Annotated in this window: 18 protein-coding genes, 1 other RNA gene and 3 pseudogenes; 3 read left to right on the top strand and 19 right to left on the bottom strand. The window is 53.3% G+C overall.

From position 1 onward, the window contains the following. Nucleotides 1–23 precede the first annotated feature (23 nt). Nucleotides 24–1778 carry a carbamoyltransferase family protein gene (locus XaFJ1_RS07215; protein ID WP_012916021.1) on the top strand — a complete coding sequence of 585 codons (1755 nt, stop codon included), beginning with the start codon at nucleotides 24–26 and terminating at the stop codon, nucleotides 1776–1778. 208 nt (nucleotides 1779–1986) lie between these two features. After that, a pseudogene (locus XaFJ1_RS07210) lies at nucleotides 1987–2121 on the top strand (transposase); the annotation flags it as partial. On the opposite strand, the pseudogene XaFJ1_RS07205 reads toward XaFJ1_RS07210, so the two are convergent. From XaFJ1_RS07205 to XaFJ1_RS07195, 4 genes and pseudogenes are all read right to left on the bottom strand, one after another. Further along, nucleotides 2103–2231 (bottom strand): annotated as a pseudogene (locus XaFJ1_RS07205) (transposase); the annotation flags it as partial. The pseudogenes XaFJ1_RS07210 and XaFJ1_RS07205 sit on opposite strands and share 19 nt — an antisense overlap. Nucleotides 2232–2249: 18 nt before the next feature. Beyond that, on the bottom strand, nucleotides 2250–3950 hold the full coding sequence (locus XaFJ1_RS07200) for a hypothetical protein (protein ID WP_012916019.1): 1701 nt from the start codon (nucleotides 3948–3950) through the stop codon (nucleotides 2250–2252). 97 nt (nucleotides 3951–4047) lie between these two features. Next, a pseudogene (locus tag XaFJ1_RS16115) lies at nucleotides 4048–4164 on the bottom strand (IS1595 family transposase); the annotation flags it as partial. Nucleotides 4165–5049: 885 nt separating this feature from the next. After that, nucleotides 5050–7623, bottom strand: coding sequence for a xsa-associated protein (locus XaFJ1_RS07195; RefSeq protein WP_012916017.1), 2574 nt, complete (start codon nucleotides 7621–7623; stop codon nucleotides 5050–5052). A gap of 109 nt (nucleotides 7624–7732) precedes the next feature. Between XaFJ1_RS07195 and XaFJ1_RS07190 the strand changes: the two genes are divergently transcribed. Beyond that, nucleotides 7733–7807, top strand: a non-coding RNA gene (locus XaFJ1_RS07190) — sX9 sRNA. 65 nt (nucleotides 7808–7872) lie between these two features. Here XaFJ1_RS07190 and XaFJ1_RS07185 read toward each other — a convergent pair. From XaFJ1_RS07185 to XaFJ1_RS07115, 15 genes are all read right to left on the bottom strand, one after another. After that, a complete protein-coding gene (locus XaFJ1_RS07185; RefSeq protein ID WP_155393096.1) occupies nucleotides 7873–8688 on the bottom strand; it encodes an OmpA family protein in 816 nt (271 codons plus the stop codon). A gap of 23 nt (nucleotides 8689–8711) precedes the next feature. Continuing rightward, a complete protein-coding gene (locus tag XaFJ1_RS07180) occupies nucleotides 8712–9695 on the bottom strand; it encodes a hypothetical protein (RefSeq protein ID WP_012916015.1) in 984 nt (327 codons plus the stop codon). 243 nt (nucleotides 9696–9938) lie between these two features. Continuing rightward, entirely contained in the window at nucleotides 9939–11552 is a 1614-nt protein-coding gene (locus tag XaFJ1_RS07175; protein ID WP_155393658.1) for a hypothetical protein, read from the bottom strand. Between the two features lie 406 nt (nucleotides 11553–11958). Next, complete coding sequence (locus tag XaFJ1_RS07170; RefSeq protein WP_045756838.1) at nucleotides 11959–13131, bottom strand: IpaC/SipC family type III secretion system effector; 1173 nt, start codon at nucleotides 13129–13131, stop codon at nucleotides 11959–11961. Between the two features lie 107 nt (nucleotides 13132–13238). Further along, nucleotides 13239–14843 carry a type III secretion system translocon subunit SseC family protein gene (sctE, locus tag XaFJ1_RS07165; RefSeq protein ID WP_012916012.1) on the bottom strand — a complete coding sequence of 535 codons (1605 nt, stop codon included), beginning with the start codon at nucleotides 14841–14843 and terminating at the stop codon, nucleotides 13239–13241. A gap of 267 nt (nucleotides 14844–15110) precedes the next feature. After that, nucleotides 15111–15626 (bottom strand): SycD/LcrH family type III secretion system chaperone, encoded by a 516-nt coding sequence (locus tag XaFJ1_RS07160; RefSeq protein ID WP_012916011.1) that lies wholly within the window; start codon nucleotides 15624–15626, stop codon nucleotides 15111–15113. A 180-nt stretch (nucleotides 15627–15806) separates the two neighbouring features. Next, nucleotides 15807–16883: an EscU/YscU/HrcU family type III secretion system export apparatus switch protein gene (locus XaFJ1_RS07155; protein WP_012916010.1), complete on the bottom strand. Its 1077-nt coding sequence runs from the start codon at nucleotides 16881–16883 to the stop codon at nucleotides 15807–15809. Next, complete coding sequence (sctT, locus tag XaFJ1_RS07150) at nucleotides 16880–17650, bottom strand: type III secretion system export apparatus subunit SctT (protein WP_012916009.1); 771 nt, start codon at nucleotides 17648–17650, stop codon at nucleotides 16880–16882. Before sctT ends, XaFJ1_RS07155 begins: the two co-directional genes overlap by 4 nt. Further along, nucleotides 17650–17916 (bottom strand): type III secretion system export apparatus subunit SctS, encoded by a 267-nt coding sequence (sctS, locus tag XaFJ1_RS07145; RefSeq protein WP_012916008.1) that lies wholly within the window; start codon nucleotides 17914–17916, stop codon nucleotides 17650–17652. Before sctS ends, sctT begins: the two co-directional genes overlap by 1 nt. 2 nt (nucleotides 17917–17918) lie before the next feature. Then, nucleotides 17919–18614, bottom strand: coding sequence for an EscR/YscR/HrcR family type III secretion system export apparatus protein (locus tag XaFJ1_RS07140; protein ID WP_012916007.1), 696 nt, complete (start codon nucleotides 18612–18614; stop codon nucleotides 17919–17921). Beyond that, on the bottom strand, nucleotides 18611–19651 hold the full coding sequence (locus tag XaFJ1_RS07135) for a FliM/FliN family flagellar motor switch protein (RefSeq protein WP_012916006.1): 1041 nt from the start codon (nucleotides 19649–19651) through the stop codon (nucleotides 18611–18613). The genes XaFJ1_RS07140 and XaFJ1_RS07135 overlap by 4 nt, the downstream gene beginning before the upstream one ends. Beyond that, nucleotides 19648–20796 (bottom strand): hypothetical protein, encoded by a 1149-nt coding sequence (locus tag XaFJ1_RS07130; RefSeq protein ID WP_012916005.1) that lies wholly within the window; start codon nucleotides 20794–20796, stop codon nucleotides 19648–19650. Before XaFJ1_RS07130 ends, XaFJ1_RS07135 begins: the two co-directional genes overlap by 4 nt. Next, nucleotides 20786–21238 (bottom strand): hypothetical protein, encoded by a 453-nt coding sequence (locus XaFJ1_RS07125; RefSeq protein WP_012916004.1) that lies wholly within the window; start codon nucleotides 21236–21238, stop codon nucleotides 20786–20788. The genes XaFJ1_RS07130 and XaFJ1_RS07125 overlap by 11 nt, the downstream gene beginning before the upstream one ends. Next, nucleotides 21225–22574: a FliI/YscN family ATPase gene (locus XaFJ1_RS07120; protein WP_012916003.1), complete on the bottom strand. Its 1350-nt coding sequence runs from the start codon at nucleotides 22572–22574 to the stop codon at nucleotides 21225–21227. Before XaFJ1_RS07120 ends, XaFJ1_RS07125 begins: the two co-directional genes overlap by 14 nt. Nucleotides 22575–22576: 2 nt before the next feature. Next, the gene (locus tag XaFJ1_RS07115) at nucleotides 22577–22987 is read right to left on the bottom strand and encodes a type III secretion system chaperone family protein (RefSeq protein WP_012916002.1); all 411 of its coding nucleotides are present in this window, start codon (nucleotides 22985–22987) and stop codon (nucleotides 22577–22579) included. Nucleotides 22988–22990 lie beyond the last annotated feature (3 nt).

Below are 22990 nucleotides of genomic sequence, written 5' to 3'. Positions count from 1 at the left end.
CGTCCCCTTCACTGGAATCGGACATGAAGCACACTTACATCGGACTCGCCAATTCCTTCCACGATTCAGCCATCGCTATCGTCGGCGACGATGGTCAGGTGCGCTTTGCCGAGGCCACCGAGCGCTACCTGCAGTACAAGCGTTCAATCGGCGTTGCCCCGGACGTGTTTCAGCGCGCCATCAAGCTGGTCCACGAATACGGCGATCCCGGCGCCGAACTGGTCGTCGCTACTAGTTGGAGCGGGCAAACACCTGAACTGATGCGGGAGGGCCTGGGCAAGACCGCGCAAGCGGTAGACCAATACCGCAGCGCCTTCGGCGACCTGCCTTGGCACGTCAACAAGCAATTCGTGGCACAGAGCTTCTTCTACCGTTCGCAGCTGGCGATGGTGGAGCACCCCGGACACCTGCTCGAATATGACTTGAGCCACATGGCCGAGCCTGCCTTCAAGCCACCCAGCTACCGTCATTACGAGCACCACCTAACCCACGCGGTGGCCGGCTGCTACACCAGCCCGTTCGAGGAGGCGGTGTGCGCAGTACTGGACGGCATGGGTGAAAAAAATGCTTTGGCCTGCTACCACTACCAACAGGGCAAGCTTACGCCGATCCACCAAAGCGAGACCAGCAGTTGGGCCAGCCTGGGCTTCTTCTACGGTATGATCTGCGAGGTTTGCGGCTTCGGCACCCTGTCCGGCGAAGAATGGAAGGTGATGGGCCTGGCTGCCTACGGGCACCATGATCGGCAACTGTACGAGTTGTTGCGCCAGATGCTACGCGTCGACGGCCTAACGCTGAGGTTTGCGCCCGCAGCACAATTCAGCCAGTTGCAGCGCACGCTGTATGCAATGCGCCGACGCAAGGGCCAGCCAGCGATCGAATTGGCCAACCTGGCCTATGCCGGCCAGCAGGTGTTCTGCGACGTCCTCTTCGAATTCCTGCACAACCTGCACGCTTTGGGCTTGTCCGACCACTTGGTGCTGGGCGGCGGCTGTGCACTCAATTCCTCGGCTAACGGCCGCGTGCTGGCTGAAACTCCGTTCCGTCATCTGCACGTATTCGCCGCCCCTGGCGATGACGGTAACGCGGTGGGCGCCGCATTATGGGCACACGCCGAGGACCATCCTGAGCAGACACCGCCGGCTGCGCGCGAACAATCGCCCTACCTGGGCAGCAGCATGAGTGCGGAGACCTTGCATAACGTGGAGCGCTTCGGCGCGCTATCCAAATTCACTCGTTGCCTCGACGACGCAGCACAACGCGCGGCCCGGCTGCTGACCGAGGGTAAGATCGTCGCCTGGGTGCAAGGCCGCGCGGAATTCGGGCCACGGGCCCTAGGCAATCGCTCGATCCTTGCAGATCCGCGTTCGCCTGCGATCAAGGACATCATCAATGCGCGGGTGAAGTTCCGCGAGGAGTTCCGCCCGTTCGCACCGTCGATTTTGCATGAGCACGGCGCGGAGTATTTCGAGCTGTACCAGGAATCGCCCTACATGGAGCGCACCCTGAAGTTCCGTGCGGAAGCAACGCGCAAGGTGCCGGGCGTCGTGCACCACGACGGCACCGGACGTCTGCAGACGGTGAAGCAACATTGGAACCCGCGCTATCACGCGCTGATCAAAGAATTCTACAGCCTGACGAGTATTCCCCTGGTGCTTAACACCAGCTTCAACGTCATGGGCAAACCGATCGCCCATTCAGTGGAGGATGCGCTGTCGATCTTCTTCACCAGCGGACTGGACGCGATGTTCATCGATGACGTACTGATCGAAAAGTAGGCTTATGCGGCGAACCCAGATGGCGGCGGTTCCTAGCGGCTGATCGTGTCAAACAAGGGCCGAACCAAACCACTAGGCATAACGTACTGTTCTCGATGTAGGCTTCTCTTCTGCTGCGACTTACCCAGGCTGGATGCGTAAGCTCCCCCGATCCGCAGACACCGCATAAGTAGATCTTTCTGGCATCGTTCCCAAGTCAGGAGGCTCCATGCGCACATCGAAGTTCACCGAGACACAGATCATCGCCACGCTCAAGCAGGCCGACGCAGGCGTTCCAGTCAAAGACATGTGTCGCCAAGTCGGCATCAGCACGGCGACCTATTACCAGTGGAAGAGCAAGTACGTCGCCTCGGAAATGCCCAACTCACGGCATACATACTTGACCTGGCGACCGCCCTCCACCTGCTTCAGCGTGGCGACGATCTGGCTCTCGGTGAACTTGCTCTTGCGCATTGTTGGTCTCCTCGGTGGCTAGTGTGCACGGAGACCTCTAGCTATGGCTGGATCAATTTTACGGGAGGCTGACACTCTGACATGGGGGGGCAGTTGCCCGGACCCCGGTTTCTGTAAACGTTTGGCTGTCTGTAGTACTTGATTGTATGCATGCTCCACGCCTTTATTCATTAAATCATAGTCTTCAGCTAAGCTCTTAAAAGAGATTGATTTAAATTTCCCTGCGTTATTGTACGAGAATACAGAATAAGCTTCATTAAAAGAGTGCCCTCCACTATAAGCAAGCCAAGAGGCCACGGCCAATCTCCCGGCATCCATAGGAAAATTCGTTGATGTTTTTCGAATTTTATTGAAAAGAAAATTAAGAATATTTGATGAGCCAGAAACTCCAGTCCCAATGGTTATCTCATTGGATGACGCTACCAGATCATCCTCATGCATACCATCTTCCACGCCAGGGAGTGCATAACGATCAATAGGCCTGATGCCGATCCCGCCACTCATGGAATAGCCTGCATTTGCTCCACGTTGATATGGAAGCATCAAACCATAAAGGTTGGATTTTTTATTATGAGCATTATTACTTAATATAAGCTTGCGAAGCTCGCGTTGCGGAATGATTTTTTCAATATAAAATTCACTCGCTTTATTTTTAAGCTCTTGCAATCCTGGCGCGATAGTAATATATTTCACTGCCACAGAAAGAATCAATGGCACAGAAAATTCGCCATGATATTTCATCATTTCTATAAAGTCAGCTTGACTCTTAGAGGCAAGAAATTTCTTAACTGATTCAATATTGCACCGCCAAGAAGGAGGGTCATCTTCCATAAGAGAAGCTAGCCTTTCACAAATTGCAGATTGCGATTCTTCATTCCCTTTGCACGTTAAAAGTGGAGATATGAAGTCTTGCAAAATAAATGCAGCCACTGCATCACGGACCTCCATCATCGCATAATCAGGATTTTTTATTAAATATTCTGATAAATGCGTTTCAAAAAGGCGACCATAGAAATTGTCATTCCGTTTCGTCTGGAAGGTTTCTTTCTCCAAAGTTCCAGCAATATCGTCAATTTTCCTTCTTATTTTTGGATATAATTCAGGCGCATTAAACCTGGTTCTCAACTTGATAAGCTCGATTAAATTTACAAGGGCTTGACGCGACAAGCCACCATCAAGCCAAGTATATCTTATAGTCGCTTGAATTTCATCCTTAAGCGGGATTGGTGGCATGACACTGTCAAGAGAGATGGCAATATTTATTAAACACTCCCCAGGGGTTCTAATCTTATTTTCTATTAAATGCGGAGTCTCATTAATAGAATGAATGCAATTTTTTATTAGAAAATCAAATTTATTATTTGAAATTTCCTTTTTGAATCCAATTATTTTACCCGTTCCATCAAAGGAAACTTCCGAGCGAAAGCGATCTGCAACTTGGGGATGTATTGTTTTCCCCACTAGATTACTAGCATGGTTAAAAAAAGATTTTTTTCTAAAAGCATCAGACGTAGATTGTCCAAAATCGCATTTTTGCAAAATTTTCATATTTGCATTTATGGCCTGATCTGCGCTGAAAACGGCTGCAATTTCATTGCATAATTTAGGCCTGGGAATTTTTACATTACCTTCAATCTCTATTCTATTTCTTGAGGAATCTATATTTTTTCCATAACTTAAATTATGTGGGGCACAAATTTCTCCAACGTATTGCAACATATATAATCACCTTGTTAATAAATAAAATCGATCATCTATTCTGATGATGGCGATGAGATAGTGCGATTATGTTATTTATTAGTAAATATTCTCGGCTATGAAAATTACTGGCCATCCGCAAGACCGGCTGCGCATGAGCCTGGTGCAGCATCATGGCGCGAGCCAGACGCGGTAGCATCTCGCGCAGTCGAAAACTCCGTTTGAAGTGGTAGGCGCAGGAGTTCTAAGAGTCTATTCAAAGTCTTCCAGTTCTGTGCGAAAGTGGGAGGATGGGAAAAATTTATCCCAGTGACATCAGTGGTAAGAATTTTAATTACAGGAATCACCGCGTTCATCATTTATCAGTTCAAGTCCGACTTGCAGGATACCGGCGTAACTTTGCATCGATATAATTCCGAATATTCGCCTTGATTCTCGCCACAAGACCGCCTGCATTATGTTGGCCCCGTTGGGTCATGTCGTCTTTTTCATGTTTGCCTTTCACGTTGCGCGGGCGGTTGGTCGCGTCTGCACCGCTGGCGATGTCCGATAGGGCATGCCCTGCCGTAACACGACTCCCTAACGTTACAAACGTACTTGCAGGCCGATTGACGAGCAAGCATGAATTTTGAATATACTCAGATGCCAATGGTCCTGCTAGCCTATGGCCCACGGCGACACTCGGTGGCAGATTCGACGGGACACACGACCGGATTCCTCGTCGCACCGCGCTTGCAGCGAAAAGAGGGCTCGCGCTCGCATTGTCCAGCCGCCGCGCCTGCTGCACGACGCCCGAAGCCGGCCTGCACTCCTCCACTGCCGCGCTCGTGGTGGGTTTGGCAAAAAACCGGGGATGGCGATAATCGTCTTTGACACGCCGCTCTTTTGGCACCCTATCGCGTTCATCCACCCAATCGTCAACGGAAGGGCCATAGGGACGCGGATAAATGTTGTTGGTCCACTCCAACTCACCCGCGAGCCTCCTATTGTATCCATCAATACCTATGGTCGTATAACGCCGCTCCTCAAACTTGCCTGCATTGTAGATACCTCCGGTGTGGTAGCCGTGAAATACTGCACCATCCATATTAAATCCTCAAAAAGTATTTTGCCTTGCTCATTACAATCCGGTATAGACCGCGGTGTTCAGAACCGATCCGATCGCAGCCAGTTTTGCGTCGATAAGCGCCGCATAGCTGGGTATCGGCGCTGACTTGTCTTTGCCGCCGCAGTGGCTATCCACACCGTTGACGGCAACGAGTTGCTGGTCGGCGGGCCACGCAGTTAGCTGTGGGTCGTCGCGAAGGGTTATAGGGCGGAATACCAGCCGGATGTAATCCGACGTTCCTTCCGGAATCGGCGCAAACGTCATTACGGCGGCATGATCGCACTCCAGCAGTCCGTTGCCATGGCGCGTCACGTCATCAAATATATAATCGGTTGACTCGAAGCGCAGTTGTGGCCCACTGGACTCAGATATATAGCCGTACGCCTCAGCTGGAAAGCTGGTCACCGATTCGATTTGCAACCACTGTGCGACAGCGCCGATTTCAACGTACACCTTACCTTGGCTAAGTGGAAAAACGGCAGTGTAATATCCATCATATGTCGCATGTGCGGGCACGCATCGACGCGCGACGTCTGCTTCAAATGCGAATGTCAGCGGCAATGTAATGTGGCGGTAAGAAAACGCAGGCTCGGTCATCCGCAAACCGTTGCGAAAGCACGCCATGTAAAGGGCCAGCTGATCTGCGCCCGCATAACGCAGCTCAAAAGGCCAATTGCTCCGAAACTCGCCACCGCCAGTCATATAAAGCAGCCCCCGCCGCCGCAATCCACTCAGGCCTTTTTCTGGATCGCACAGGCTGTGGCAGATATCGGCGCCGAGATTCACTTCCCCCTGCATCTGACTGATCTCGGACAATTCGCACTCGCTGGGGAAAAACAGCATGGCGCTGATGTTCGTCAATGCGGACTCGCGTAAACGGCTACGCGTCAGCTTCGGCAGCTCGGACGCGGATGAGGCGCAAACCTGATTGACGAACATCAGCGCCATACGCTGGCATGCGTCTATCCATGGCGAGCGGCAGACCATCTCCGCATTGCAGACGGAGCGCCCATTCTGCGCATAGTCGACAACGCAGCCGCCAGCACCGGCGCATAGCGCCTCTAGATACGACAGACCCGACTGCGAGAGCGTATGAATCAGTCCGTGGTCGAGCCACGATTCGTCGATGAGGCCCGATGCCCTTCCGTGCAGTCTGAGGTTCTGCCGGTAGATTAGATACCGTCCGATGACGGTGACGTTCATTTCCTTACGCAATACATCATGCAGCAAGTATTGAATCGTTCCATTATAACCTGTATCGACGAGACATAATGTGTCGCCGCGCTTGAGTCCTGTCTGCGCGACGATGTGCCTGATGAGCCTGGCACGGAACGCTTTCGAACGCGTCTTGATAGCGTCCAACATCTGCGGAGAAAAAAATTCCCGCATTGCACCTGTTGTGTCTTCTTTTGCCATGAACGCTTCCGCCAGACGCGCTTTCTCTACCTCGTTCAGAAGTAGACAGACGCCACATTGCGCGGAACTCAACCGATATTCGAGCCTGCCCAACTTGACGAAATGCAGGATGGCATCGTCACTATCGAAAGACGCAGAGAACGCGGTCTTTCGACTGATGTGCAATGACGGATGCGGCTCATGAGGTGCGACGATATCCGCAGCTTCGCGTAACAGATGAGCATCGCGCATCAGAAACCCGAAGCGAACCGTCGGCTGATCGATTCCGTGTGTTTGGCCGGCAAATTCGTCGGCCAGCGTTTTCGCAAAAGCAAAGACCACCGGTCCGAGAAAGTGCCAGCCGAGTTCATCATGCCAGTTCGAACGCTCGGCTTGCGTTCGACAGTCGAGGCCGTCGTAAAGTGTCCACACGGACCGAGTCTCTTCAACGCCGCTGAATATCAATCGGGTCGCGCATTCGCGTCGGCGCAACACGGTCATGGCTGCACCGGCATACCGATCTAGCCACAGGCACGCGATGCCCAGCTTCGACGGCATTAGTATGTCGGCGACGCGATTGTCACCTAAATGCACGATTGTTTCAGGTGCTGCATACAGTTCGTCGAGCACGCGGTGCCATAGCTGGTACTTCTTCATGGTCCGATAGTCGGAAGAGCAGAAGATCCGGTCGACCAGCTCGTCGGCTTCGGGCGACACCGACGCAATGAGTGCACGCAGCTGGCCAGCGTTAAAATAGGTATCGCTGACGACGATAATGGTCATCCCCAAGCGCCTGGCTTCGCGCATGCAGGCAATCACAGCTGGCACGACGAAGCAGATCGATGCCTCAGCTTCCTGTTCGCACGCCATGCATGCCGTTATCCGGGTTGCATCGTCAGGCTCCGGGAATAACTGCTGATACACCTCGCTCAGCGTGACTTCTGGAACCTCTTTCTGTTCAAACCGGACACGACGCGCCAACGATTCGGCCATCACGCGATGGTAGGCGGTATAGCCTTGCGTCGAAAACGGCGGCTTGCCGGCCAACTCACAAAAAACTTGGCTCGGCGCGCTCACGCCACGCCACAGCAGCGTATCGAAGCAGTCGAACGAGGCGATGGTCTTGCCTTCGGCGGCATGACGCCAGACATCCGGCAGCGCACACGGCGCAATACTTGTCATCGTTTCCAAACTATCATTCCTGTTAGTGATGCTCTGATTAACCTCATCCTGCGCTTAGAGCAGCTAACAAAACTACTGCGTGTCCGCCAGACGGGCGCGTGCTGTGCTCGGATTCCTTATGTACCACTCGTACACACCGGTTCCTGCGTGCTGCGCGGTACGCCTGAGAGTCGCTCGCTATGTTTTGTTATCCGCTCTTATTCACACCTATAAAATCAATAAATTGCATTACTGGGGAGGGTGGTATTCAGACCTTCCCTAACGCGATCCAAGCGCACACGACCCGACCGGCATCGCAAGCACAGCAGATCGCCGCCGGGGCTCGTCGATCTTGTAAAAATCCAGCTTCAACGCTAATCGCCTGCTTGCTGCGGCACTTTCCTTCTGTGCGTCGGCGGAATAGCCGCCAACCCTGAACAGGTGCCGGATGGTCTGCAGCGTGTCCTCGGTCATCGTCGGTGCGCCTGTCGCGCTACTCTGTTTTTCCAGCGTGGCAAGTAGCACGCACATCAGGCGTTCGCTGCGGCGCGCACTCAGATCGAGATTGAACAGATACGACCCAGCCGGATCTGTATAGCCGACCACGGTGATGCTCTTCAATGGTGCCATGGCCGGATCGTTCTGAGTCAGTGCGATGAGATCGGCGACATAATTGCGCAGCAACCTTTCCTGTGTCGCGCTCAAGCGGTCGCTTCCAAGCGGGAATAGCCCCGACTGGCCGAGATCGATCGTGTTAGTGGTAGCATCGACCGAAAATCCGTATTTCTGCGATAACGCCGATATATTTTTCAACACGGTGGAAATATCCGATTCGTAGGTAGCAAGTCGGTTCGCATCATGCGAAGCGTTCACTGCCGCACCCACGGAACGCTCGTTGCGCTGCGTCGGCGCGGCGGTATCAACGACTTTCTCGTCGCTGGGCGATGTTCCACTGGGCGATTTCGATTCGGTGATGCGCATTAGCAGCATGCTGCAGGCCAGCACCAGAAAAAGCGCGGTCATGCCGGTCATCATGTCTGACAGCGAAATCCAGAAGGGGCTTTCTTCCTGGCCACGCTCGACGTCACGCCGCACAGGAAATCCGTATCGATAAAATCTCACTGAACTTGATCTCGCGAAATTGCGATGTCGTCTAATGCAAGCGCGATCCGCTTGATTAGCCGCTCTGTCGATTCCGACGTCAACGTCAAACGCATCATCGGATCGTCGCCAGGATTAAATGCGAACAGTCGGTCAATCGTCGACGACAGTTCCTGAAGCTGATGAAAGCATTGCGCCACTAGTAACTTTTCGACGAACGTGGTCAAAAGCGCGCACAACACCGCAATGGCCGAAACGAGGAAAGCGCCCGACACGCTGTGCAGCAGGCAGCTCAACGCGCCTGTCAACATGTCCCCTGTCAATGGAGCCATCACCGGTTTTATCGCCGCATGAGTGATAGCCGCGCCCGCCATGCCGTCATGGCCCTCATTGAGAACCTTCATGCCTGTTACCGCGGGCAATCGCACCGGCGTTGCGGAAAAAGAGACGAACACCCCGCCAGTCATCGGCGCACTGGCCGCGCTAGCGGGTGCATGTCCCATCGCTCCAATCTGCCGCACCGGAGTAGCCAACGCGGTGGCCTTCGGCGCGATAGCATCCGCGAACTGATGCAGACCGAGCAACAAGCCAGAGAAGGTCCCGACAATCCCGATGCCAGTCATCAATCCCGGGCAATGGCGAAAGAATTCCAACTTCAGCGGTACATCGATGTTTTCATGACGCTCGAAGCAGACGGCCGCGGGTACCGTCGCGCGACGGCTACCAGATCCACCGGACGACACCAGTGTCTTCCGGTAATTCTGCCAGGAGCGCGCGAGGTAGCGGCCCGCGTCGAAAATCGCATCGAGTTCGACATCCGCAACGGGGCCGTTGCCTGACCCAGCTATTTTCCGTAGACGACCATTGGCGCGCCGGATCCTTACGCACAACACAAATGAGGGCAGAACAAAACACAACGCGAAATACAGCGACAGCATCATCAACCCGCACAACAGCAACACGACGAAAAGCGGCTTGTCCATCAAATCGAGATACATCACAAAAGCACAGTTCCTTGCAAACCGGTGGAGGGTAAGGGACGGGCCGCGTCTTCACCGCGACCCGCTACCACCCCGAAAAACCGGACTATTCCATTTTTTATGTCCCTTTCACCATGGGTCGATACGCGTTTGGGGTTGGGTAAATGCCCAAACGCGACATTGGCCAAAACCGACGGAAATGCCGTATACCTTTTATCACGGCCGGATTGGCGGCATTGCATCACCCGGCATGCTTATTCAGTGCTAAATTGAATACTTCTGCAATTCCGCCGCATTGTTCGTCCCAAGACCAGTTCCCAAGATCACCCGGCGCGAAGGACTCAGGCTGGATAGGCCCAACGATGAAGACCGGGATAACGCCGATGTGCTGCCCTCCGAAGACTGGCTTGAACCTGGTTCGGGCGTTGGCGTAAGGCTAGTGGATGGGTTTGCCCCACCCGACAGCAACTCTTTCCCCCTCGATGTTTTCCTGAGCCTAGTTACAGAATAATTCTTGAGTTCATCAACAAGGCGAGGAGGCGCGGCGCGGCGTGCGCTCTCCTCATCCGGACTCAGCTTGCGATCTGTTTGACGTAATTGTGATGGTGGTGATGGTGGTGATGGTGGTGATGGTGTCTCCGCAACCTGAGAACCGGGGGGGCGGCTCGATGTATCATTAAGAAGAGGAGTTCCAAGTGTATGTTCAGAACTATCTGATTGGGTCTGAGAGGTAGAGAAAGGCAGTTCCGCAGACTGATCTGCTAAATCAGACCCCGTATTTCTGTGCTCGGCCCGAACAGCTCGGTTCACCATTGGCGACTGTATGCGGTCGGCATCATGTTTCAAACCATACAAATAAATTTTTGACCCTTTCACGATGTTGACTGGTCTATTGTCAATCGTGGGAGTATACGCGTCGGACCGTACCCCACCTGCCTGGTTTACGGGAGAATCCGCGTGCCGATTGCCGCCATCCTGGTTGTTTTGAGACTTTTGGTTATTTTGAGGCAATCGCAGAAAATCTGGCATCTTGTGCAGCGTTTGGCAAGCATGTGCCAAAGCCTGACCTTTTTCCATCGGATTGACAGCTTTGGCGCACATCAACCCTTGCACAATATTCCACGAAGCCGACCATGCACCCGAAGCGACCAATGCATTCGGGTTATCCTTGATATCACCACAGTAGACAAACTGTGCTCTCCGTCGGACACGCGGTTCGACATGCTGTTTGTAATACTCTTCCATATGCTTCATTTCCGAATAAGATTTACCGGAATGCGAATGAAGCGCATCGTTCAATGCAGCCCACGTATCAGACCAAGCCTTGTGACTGACCGTTCCGCCGGATGAATTTAGGTCGAGCAACCCCTTGTACACTTTGTCTGCCTTTTCTGCTCCCTGGGCATGAAGGCTCGCACCCATGTTGATTGCTTTAATAAATTTCTTGACCAGCTCAGATCGCTTATTAATATGCGTGGCGTCCTTCGGATCGCAGATCGAAGGTACATCCAGCATATGCAGCGCATAAAAAAAATCACGCAAATATCGCCGCGTCGCACTATTGGACGCCGTATTATTCAGCAGATCGTTCAACTGTTTGACTGCCTCGACACTCTTGACGCCACCGTGCTGGGCGATCAGCAGATACGCGAATGCTATCATCGTTTGCTCGATTTCCTCCAGCGATGCATCCGGCACAGTGGGCTCTTTTGCAGCTAAAACCCCGCCCTTATTGGTGACCGACACATCTGATGGTGTATCCGACGGTTTTCTCTGCGCTAGAGTTGACAATTGACGATCAAGTCGCCTATCAGCATCGCTGCTGGTGGGCGAACAAGTCTCTTTATCGTTATGTGAGCTCTGCTGGAATCCCTTCACACTCTCTATACTATCCAGCGATCCTCTCGTTTCCGTCCGAAAAGGATTCGTGCCGCGATCCCTCGAAACAGACAGTCGAGAGCCGGGGGCGGAGAGTTTAAACTCGCTATGGTTTCTTGTGCAGTAGAGAGAATCTTTCTCGAGGGGAATGGGCTTCCCCACAGACACAGACGCCACGCTAGAAGCTAGCAAGTTATCAAACTCAGGAGCTGCAAACTCCGTTTGACATACAGAAATTTCGCTGCCGTCATAAGGAGGCATCTGAGCCTGAAGGGAAGTGTGACAATTGTTCACTGTCATAAAGACCTCAGTAAATTGTTCGCGCGATGCTCGTTCGACACACCTGATCGACAGGACACGCCTAGGCGTCGATGCAATTGCTCAATATGAAATCAATCACCGCGACTCAGGCGCGCAAGTTGCTCGCGACCCGTGCCGCAACGGAACTGATATTGTTAATCAGCTGATTGGTGATGGTATGCATTTCCTGCGCGATGGCGCGGCTTTGACGCGCGCTTTCCTCGTGCAGCGATGCATTGCTGCGTGACACTTCCTGCTGATTCTGATCGATCGTCTGCTGCGCACGCTCTTTGCTCTGCTCCATTTGCCCCATGCCATCGACCATCTTCGCGCTGACATCGCCGCCCATGCGCCACAGGTCAGCCTTCGCATAATCGCGCCCCCAGGCACGTTGATTCAATGCATGTTGGGTAGAAGCATCCCCTGCACGCGATCCGGACATCACTGCCGTCTCGCTCAATCGCGCCTGGTCGCGCGCTGTAATGCGGACCTGGTCTTCCTCCAGACGCAAGGTGCGACGCTCGACGCCGCTTCCAACCGTAACTTCGTTGATTTCTGAAGGACGAATAGCTTGAGCAGAACGCAACTCGCGATTGATCAGATTTTCGCGCGTATTTGAATCCTGGGCGTTTTGCGTATTCACTTTTAGCGACGCGTGTTCTTTGTTCAAGGCGCCAACACGGACGACGGTACCCATCACCTGCATGCCAGCGGACAGTGCCGATGCCGAGACCGCCGACGCAAAGGCGTCGTTGCCGGCAGCGATTTGCGAATCCGACTGCGCGACTGCCGCTTTCGACGCGAGCGTCGTCATCTCGCTCTGAAGTCTCCTGTCTGCGACCTGTGCTTTTTGCCATTCGGCACTCATCATCAACAACACGTCCACGTCGGCCTCCCCCATCAGGAAACCTGATAGACGACCTCTACTTCCAGCCACGTCCTTCGCGGCAGAGTCGATCAACGCACCGACAAAAGCGTTGCCGATCACGTCAGTCCCTTCGGCAAGCGGCTGAACGATCGAGGCCATTTCGATTGGCGGGAGCTGCTGCTCCGCGCCGGCACGCGGTGCCGTCAGCTGTGGCAGGTTTGTCGCGGCAATCCCTGGTATTTGTACGAGAAAACGTCCCGGTTGCTCAAGCACCGCGCTTTGCAACGCTACCGCACCAGACGATTTTGTCCGCGACGACGTGCTCGCAGCTTCCGCAGTTTGGCTTTGCGTGGTTTCGATGCGATAAATATCCAGACGAATAGTGTCTTCCGAACCGATGTTGATAGTCATGGTTATAATCCCGTAATTTTGATAAATTTATATAGAAAATTCAAATAATTCGTATAAAATAACGAAATATTTCGTGTAAATTTTTTATTTCGAATTCGTATCTTGACTCAAACGGAGCGCGCGTTTTTCAACACGAATATATCGGCGTTCGTTTCGTTCTTCAGTGCATCTGACATTGTATTGCTAAGAGAAGTCATTGCAGAAAGGTTATTCGAAAAAGATGTTGCCAATTCCTGAAGTATTTGGGCAATCACTTTTTTATCCGCGAGTGCCCGCGTAGTTGCCGCCTGCATGATCGAAGCATCCTTGATGTCGTTTGCCGCGATTACGTTGACAACGCCCTGCGATCCCGACAGCCCCGTCTCACCTACCGCCAGCCCCAATCTGCCGCGGGTTGTAATGGCGCGAATCTGCCCTTCTTCCAGCCTATCCAGGCCAGCCTGCTCACGCATTTCTGTATAAAATGTCTTTACCTTGGAAACCACCGACTTCAAGCCGTTATCGTCAGCAAGCTTCGCCATGACATCTTTCATACTACGAAACACTGTAGATTCCATACATTCGGCAAATTCCTTCGCGACCGAGTCCGCCACCAAAGATGCAACTTTTCCGGCGGCACTGCCGACTGCCACGACACCTGTCATCATCACAGTGGCCACGACAAGGCCTGCGATCACCGCCCCACCGATCTCCGCCTTGTCTTTGGGCACGCCGCAATCCTCCAATAGTGACGTGACTTTCTTGCTCAGCCACTCCATCATAGGCTTGATCGTATGATCCATGAGCGGTTGCATTGCCTCGTCAATAAACGACTTGCCGGTTTCTTTCTCGTAGATCGCATCGGCCGCCATCAACGCGACACCCGCCGCCGCGATCAGCAGACTGGCGCCACCTGTAATTAATGCCAGACCCAAGCCGATGATGGTCATTGCCCATCCGCCAATTTTTGCGATCGTGCCGATTATTTTCTCCAAACGCTGTGCCTGTGCGACCTTGGCTGCATATTCGTCGGCAGACTTCTGCAAGTCGGCTTGTCTTGCTGCCGAAAGTTCGTTCATTGTCTTTCGCTGACTGTCTAGCCCATCAATATCGCTTTTCGACATGAGCTTCTGCAGCTTCGCCATCGCAAGGGTCAGGATTGCAGTTGCAGACAGAAGCGGCGTGACGTCGATACCGAGCGACTCCGGCGTAGACGGCAGTGCTCTAGCGCATACACCGCACGCGGCTTCATTGCTCACAGCTTCTGCGAGCGCGGCTGCCGCCGCATTCATTTTCACGGAGGTCATCGCGCCACGCTCGCAATCATCCACTGCCGCCTGCGCATGTCCGACCGACACAGAGAACGCAAAAATCGCTTTCATGTGCGCCTGCACCTTCTCCGAAAGTGATGCCTCCCAGCTTGCCACATTGCCCCCGATCCGCTTCAACGCGGAGGAAACGTCCGCATCCCCGATGCTCGTCGACTTGATAATTTCAGCGAGCGATTCAGCTTGCCCCGCATCCAGCGTGATACCGGCACGCGGTGTTTTCAACTGCGGCACCGCAAGCGAAGCAGCTTCCGCTGTGTATTTCTGCGTCGAATGTAAAGATATTTTCCCAGATGGATGAACGGTGTTTCCTTCAAGAGCCACACTTTTCATAAGGGCGATGACATCGCCATTCGGAACATAAAGGGCCCGGTCCGCTATTGCGTTCATTGTTTGATAGATCAAAATCTTCTCCTTTCGAAAAAATCAACAGGGTTGATACATATTTAGGGAACCTCCGAGCAAATTCATCCTGCTCTTGATTTTTAATCTAAAAAAATCAATTACTTGCATTGCTGCCGAGGGGTTTAATCAGAACTTCCTTAGATTAGCTAACAACACTTGGTTGGCAGTCACCAGACGGGTGTGGATAACATGCGGGACGGAATCTACCAGTGGAACCAGCACTTCCAGCAACGACCACACCGCCTGACAGCTAGCAAATAGTTTTTATTAGTCTCCTTGCTCCAAAGATGCTGTTTCGGCATGGCGCAAATCCTTGTCCATCACGTTGAGACAAGCCTTTGCGGCATCTTTCAACACTTGTTCACCGGCGCACTTCAGCACAACCTCGAAGTTTTGCCGCGCAAGGGAGCGTTTTCCCAGGCACAGGTAGCACTGCGCCGAGTGGAAAATCGGCCGCAAGTCATCCTTTGCCAGCGAACTCGCTATCGCGTAATACTCGATAGCCTTCTGATATTCGCCTTTTAGTTGATATACCGCCGCCAGCCCCATCGGGTATTCCGCACAACGGAAATTGTACATAAACAAGAAACGGAAAAATGATTCTGCTTCTTTCAATTTCCCTTGCTGGTAGAAGCGATAGGCATAGGCATACATCCCTTCCATCGCCGCATCCGTCACTCCGTGCAAATCTTTGATCGTCGCGCCTTTCTGAATAGCCGCGAAGATCGATCTATTCAATCGATTTAATTCCTCCATATCAAATTTTTGTTCTGTTTCACTCATTAATTAAATCTCCGATGCTCACTGGCGGATGAGCAATGGCCTATGTGGATACTATAGCGGATAGGTTTGAAAGCGCTATAAAAAAACGCTCAAATCCGCAGAGGAAAGTGCCGCCACCCTTCCAGTATGAGCACGCGGTGTTGACTCTTCTGTTTCTCACCCAACGCGCGGATCGTGCAGTTACCCGAGTGGATTGCCTTCATCTGCATCCGCTCGTGGGGCTGCCGCCTCCTCCACCTGCCGCAGCCAGGTCAGAATCCTGATGATAGGTTCCAGATCTTCGGTTGAAACGAACTGATAGCGTTGCGTCCGATCGAAAATTCGCCTCGCCAATGGGATATCCCGTAAGACCGGTACGCCGCATTTCATCGCGTAATCGATGACTTCGCGTGCCCTCGCATCAACCTCTCGCACAGACACCATTGGAAACGGTGCAACTTTAAAATCAGCGTAAATTCCTATCGCAATATGGGTCGGATTGGCAAGGACAAAAGTCGAACCTTTAACGTTCTCTTTGACCTTTTCGCTCAATACCTCACGGGACAGTTGCCGTTGCCTCGATTTGACTTCCGGGTTTCCTTGACTTTGCTTAATTTCCTGCTTTACTTCGTACTTCTCCATTTTTAATCCATGTATATATAAAAAATACTCAGTCAAACAATCGAGCACGAGTACCGGAATCGCCATTCCGATCATATACAGGCAAAGATACTTTGCCAGATGCCCTAGCTCTGAACAAAGCGCGAATTCCGGCATGCGCATTGTCATAAACAGTTCGCGACAATGGTTATGTATGAAAATAGCCACCGCAGCACTGGTTGTGATGATGTAGAGCAAAGTTTTGACAAGATCTTTCGCTACACGAATATTGAAAAGCTTCTTCAATCCATTCGCTGGATTCAATGCATCAAAATCGAATCTGATTGCATCGAATGCGAGCGTGAGCCGACTCTGGATCAATGAAGGCACCGTCGTCGCGAACGAGCAGACGACGATGAAGATGACGGTGCCCTTCACTGCCACCCACCCCAGCGTCTTCACATATGCGAACGGGCCAGGAAGATCCTTAGCTTGTACGGCGCTACCGAATAATTTGAATAAACTAAATATACTGTCAAAATCGAACAAGAACGGAATCGCCACTCCTCCCACGATAAGCAGTAGCATCGCGCCGATGTCCGCCGCCTTGAACGATTTCCCCTTTTTTTCCGAATCGGCGCGTTTCTTTTGAGTAGGCTTTTCGGTTTTTTCGCTCACTCAAACACCCCGTGAAAAGACCAATCATGCACAAGCTGATAGATCCGCATCGGCACCACGGAAGAAAAATAGAAATACATGATGCCGTACGCAGCGAGGCTTTTTACTGTCAACGAAAGCGAGAACGCGTTTAATTGCTTGCAAAATCGCGACAGGAACGCCAGCACACCGTCTAGCAGCATGAGTCCGATCGCCACCGGTGCCGAAATACTGATTGCCAACTGGAGTACATGGCCGAGCAGCGTGACCAGTCCAACGTAACTGAAGTGGGGTATCTGCCCGAGCGGCACATCAGACAGGCTTTTCGAGAAAAACAACATCAGCACGATCAATCCGCCCTTTTGCAAGAAGACATTTGCAAACATCAGATTCAGGAACGGCGCCATAACGGATGCCTCCACGCCACTCGCCGGATCGATCGAATCGGCGATCGTCGCGCCACGCTGGTTGTCGATCAATTCACCGACAACCGATGCGATCCAGAATGGACTCGCCACAATCACGCTTATTACGATTCCGATAATGGTCTCCACGACGCACGAGCCGGCAAGCGCAACTCCAGCGGGTCCATTGACGCGGAATGGCACATGTGATTCTAGGCCGATCACGACGAACAAAATGACGATCTGTCGCGTCACTGGGTTGACCACAAAGCGCGAACTGATGATCGGGATAAGCTGAAAAGTGGGAGCAACACGTGCGTAGAGCATTGCCCAGAGCACGAGATGATGAAAAATATAATCGACCCACCAACGCATCAAAAGCATCAGCCAGCTCCGCTCAGGAACGCCATTCGAAAGACTTCTCGCGCGAATCTCATCACGATCATCGCCATCCATGGCTCAAGTAGAAGCAGACAAGCCAACACGGCAATCAATTTCACACCGAATGGCAGGGTCTGCTCCTGCAGTTGGGTGACGGTTTGAAACAATCCCATTGCAATGCCGACGATGGTGGCAGTAATAATTGCCGGCGCGGAAAGCAGGAGTACGAGAACAAGTGCTTTATTTACCGCGTAGATGATTTTTTCCATAATCACGTCACCGAGTGAAAAGCCATATACGGTTCCATCAGGTCCTTCGACACGAGTGTCCAGCCATCGAGCGCCACGAAAAGAATCAGTTTGATCGGCATGGAGATCGTTACCGGGCTCATCATCATCATCCCGAGCGCCAGCAACACATTCGATACGATCAGGTCAATAACCACGAATGGCAGATAAAGATAGAAGCCGATGCGAAAGGCGTCGCGCAACTCGGTCAGCCCATAGGCCGGCAATAGCGCATACAGTGACGGTTGCTGCACTTGATGGATCGCACTCTGGTTGGCCGTGCCCTGCCCTGGAGTGGTGGGCGTGTTCTGGACAGTGGACGGCACTCGCTGAAAGAATTCCACAAGCTCCTTGTCCGCATACTTAGCCAGATACTGCCGATAAGGTGTCAGCACCGTCGTGAGGTATGGACCGACCTCATCCATGGAGGTGACCTGATCGGTTTCCTGGAACGCATGAAACGTCGATGTGATGACGGGCTGCATGACGAAAGCCGCGAGCATCAGCGCAATGCTGTTCAACACCATATTGCTGGGAACCTGTTGCATGCCGATCGCATTACGCAGCAACACGAACACAACCGAAAATTTCAGGAAGCATGTTCCCGATGCAAACAGAAATGGAATCAGCGCCATGACGGCGATCAGCGCGATTAGCGATAATTCTTGGTTGTGCATCATGCTTCCGACTTCAAATGTATCGCAGTGACCTCTGCCGCAAGCACGCCCTCCACTTCGACCAGTTCGGCCTCGCCGACCGGGCGGCCGTTCGCGTGAATCAATAGACGCACGCCCGATTCGAGCGGCACGACGTCGCCCGGACGCAGCGCCGATAGCTCAGCGAGCTTAAGTGCAAGCGGTTCAAATGCAAACGACAGCTCGACGGGCAATTCGCCGACCCAAATCGGGCTCGACTCATTGGGCGCTGGATCGTCATCCACGGAGTGCGCAACAGGAGGCACACTTGGTGTCTGCGACACTTGCTCCTGGTAGGGGAAAGGAAGGTCAGCCACAGTCAATACTCCTTGATCTAGCGATAACGGAAACGCAATGTGTGATGCACGCAGCATAAGCGTCGGGGTGGTTATCTTTATGACATCGCCCAGACGCAACGAACGAAGCAAACGCAGGGGAACACGAGTACTGCCCATCACGACGGTTGTCGTCACAGGACAGGCCCGCGAAAAGGCTGCTTCATGATGAGGCGGCGCATCGACGGAAAGTTCAAGCGAGCCGTGGGCCTGTTGAAAGAAAAAATACGCGCCGAGATGGACAACTTCGAGCATCATCCCTGCCGCGCCTGGCACCGGCCCGACCTCTTCGAGACGTACGCCACCCCATCCACCGACAGGGCCTGGAATGAAATCGTGCCATCGCTCTCGATGCAGAATGGTATGAAGCGCCTCATTGCTGAGCGCCTCCCATGCCCACTCAGTCGCGTCCGGATAACGCCACGCGATGCAGGCGTCGACGTCTACATATACCGAGGTCGCGAACGCTCCCTGCCGTACCGAAAAGCACGCATGGCGCATCCGCGTAGATGGACGTGAAATCGCGGCGTCCATGCCAAGCGCACGCATCGCCCAAATGTCGCGCAATGGGCGCAACATGCACACGCCATCCACTTTTCGTAGGCTGTGCCAGTCGCGCAGAGCCCTTTTCGCCTGAGTGGCGATCACGTTGTTTCTCAGTTCCACGGCGCTTAACACGTGGCTCATGCGGTAACCCCGCGGACCGGCGTAAGAGTTGCACCAGCCAGTTCGGCTGGCGCGTCGTCTCGTGCCAATGCACGTTCGATCATCCGCTGGGCTGCGGTGCTCACCTCATTATTGCTCGCCGTAACAGCAACCATTAACCGTCCCGTGCGATCTGTTCTGTCTAATGAGGCAGGGTCCCGCACCAATTCGATCGAAGGATCGCCATTCCAACTGCGGAAGATGTAATGCAAACGCCATGGCGTGGCTTCGCCGTGCGCTGCCATGTCCTCGGCAGACGACTGCCGGCATGCCGGTGCGACATCCATCGACGGCACATACGCGGCAGCGCTCTTCACACGCGACGATGTGCTGTGCGCGACGCTTTCTACCTTGTCTTTGCCTGCACAGGAAAACTGTCGCCGCGTCCGTATAGGGCCTATATGCTTTTCAACGGGCGCATAAGCCGAGAATTCAGTGGATTGATTATCGATCAGGTCGCAATCGTAGCGATCACTAACCTCGTCGGTTGTCTGAGCGTCGATAACAAGCCTGCTCATCGACCAACAATATGCGGCGAGACCCGATTCATACAGCGCGGTCGCGTGCGTCTTGGCAACACTATGGGTGACGGGCGCATGACTGCTCCGTGGATCACCATCGCGTCTTAGGCGTGATATCACCGTGGCGTGATGGACAGCCTGGTAAGATTTCGTAACCGGTATCACGTCCAGCCATACGTTGTACGCGCTTTCCCGCGTCAGGGGTGGTTCTACATATTGTGAATTTTTCGCATTTTCGATGTTGCCTTCCTGCCGCGGTTTGCAAGCTGATCCAGGATGCGCGTCATCGTGCCTCGGTTGCACCATAGACCCACGTGCGGTTTCTGCTGGCGCCGCGATTAATGACAGCGCTGGATAATTCAATCGTTCGATGCAGTCTGTATGCATATTGATATGGTTCTGAGCGGACGCATGCTGCTTTGTTCGATCAATTTCGAGTTCGTCGTCTTTTTCATTTTCCGACGATGATTCGGATATCGATGCAAGCTGCAACAGCTGCTCATGCAGCGCATCGAACCGTGCCGTTTCGCAACGTGCCGACGCAGCGGCCTCGTCGATGCAAACTGACATGACGGTCTCGTTTTGCATAATTACCTTATCGGACATAGCTTTTCACCTCCAGAATTTCATCGATCTCGCTTCGCTCTACGGCATTTTTCGCTGCGAGTGCAAAATTTCGCTGGAAATTGACAATCTTTTCACGCTTTTTCTCCGCGCGCTGCCTTGCGCGCCCCGCGTCGGCTATTTCATCGCCAGCCGTCGATTGCTGGACGACGAGGCTATCCAATTCCGCCTGCAGCATCGCGAGCGCATCGAGCGACTCGGCCTGCCGTGCAAGTGCCCGCGCATAGTCCGCTTTCGAGTAACACCCAGAATGAATGCATGCTTTCGCACGCCCATGCTCCGTCTGAATAGACGCTTCCGTTTCTTTTACCGAGGCATCGAGCATCGCATGGCGCGCAACTGCGTCCCGATGTCGTTGCTCGGTTCGCATGCGTCTCAGCGTCGCGGAGCGCGTCGCCTTATCCAGCAAATCACGTCGCTTCATGTAATAATCGTCTTGTTTCTGAAGGGTCTGACCAACGCGATTGATCCTGTATCAAAAATTGACGCATTTGCGCATAGCCATCTACGATTCGATCGTTTTCCGCGTTCGTTCCACGCTGGTATTCGCCCATATCGATGTAAACTTGCAACTCCTGATATCTCGCAAGCTGCTTGCGGAATGCGGCAGCCATCATTTGCTGCTGTTCATCTGTGACAGCATTGAACAGACGACTCGCGCTCTTGAGGACATCGATGGACGGATAGTGATGCGTCTCAGCCAAGCCACGCGAAAGATAGATGTGGCCATCAAGCAATGAGCGAAATTCGTCCGCGACCATGTCCGCTTCCTCTTCGGATTCCAGAAGAACCGTATAGAATGCGGTGATGCTTCCTACATGAATGCGGCCTGCCCGTTCGATCAACTTTGGCAGGCGGTCGAACACAGACAGCGGATAGCCGCGTTTGACCGGCACTTCACCCGATGCCAGCGCAATGTCACGTTCGGCCCTGGCATAACGCGTCAGTGAATCGAGATACACGACAACATGCATGCCTCGATCGCGATAAAACTCCGCAGCGGCCATCGCGACTTTGGCCGCATTCGCTCTTTCCACTGCGGACTGATCCGATGTCGCGTACACAACGATCAACTGGTCGGCGCGCTGGCTGTGCCGCATTTTTTCAACGAATTCGCTAACCTCCCGCCCACGCTCGCCGATCAGCGCGACGATCGCTACATCGGCATCGATGCCTCCGACCAGCATCGAGAGTAACGAACTCTTGCCGGAGCCAGCCGCCGCGAAAATACCGACGCGCTGCCCGATAGCGCACGTTAACAAGCCGTCGATCGCACGGATGCCTGTCCACAAGGACTCCGCGTGCGGATTACGGTCTGTATAGCGCGGCCCCGCGACGTCGAGGGGCATTTCCTGAGGCTCATCGCTGAACGGAGCGCCATTCGTATTCGCTATGCAGGGCGAGTCCGATTTCTCGCCAACCGGCGCATCAGGCGATTCAGAGAACCTCTCAACGATCCTGCCATTGGCGTCCAGTACCGTACCCAGCATGTCGACCGACATGCGTACCGTAGCTCGCTTGCCTGTCGGCTGGACGACGAAATCGCGTCGGAAACCTTCTACCGGGTTGAGTGTGCTAAGCACAGTCGTATCGCCTGAAAGCGCGACGACCTGCGCCATACCGATCGGCTCACCCGAAAAAGTACTTTGATAGACCGTGCAGATCTCGCCCACGGCAACATTCCGCAGGCGGACACGAAGCGTCTGCCCCGAAATCACATCGACTTTGGCGGACTGTTGTGTCAGATCAAGCAGCCCCATTCCTAATCTCTCACGATATGCAGCAGTGCGCATGTCTCGTCGAAGAAATATTCGAGCGCGTCGCGAAATTCGGGCATTCTTTGTGCATCGGCTATAAGCTGGGCCTGCAGCGACAATCCATCTTCGTACCAGACGATGACCGGCCTGCAAGGAGAAAAAAGCGGGTTTGGCGGACGCAACAAAAATCTCGCCAAGAGCGTCGAGGCGTGCGCCAGTATCTCCTCCGTGACAGAAGGCATCGGTGCGATGAAAAGCACGCCGTCGCTGCTGGTATCGATCCGGATTTCCGATCCATCACGAAGATTGATGCAGAGCGGCAGATGCGGACTCACCACGTCATCCATCTTGTCAGCGCAACCTATCTCTTGGAGTACCTGCCTTAACAGGCTGACGATATCTATGTCTGTTCCCATTGC

It is taken from the genome of Xanthomonas albilineans, assembly GCF_009931595.1.
Classification (GTDB): Bacteria; Pseudomonadota; Gammaproteobacteria; order Xanthomonadales; family Xanthomonadaceae; genus Xanthomonas_A; species Xanthomonas_A albilineans.
Note: the sequence above shows the minus strand (reverse complement) of the source record. Positions and strands in the feature narration are given on the sequence as shown.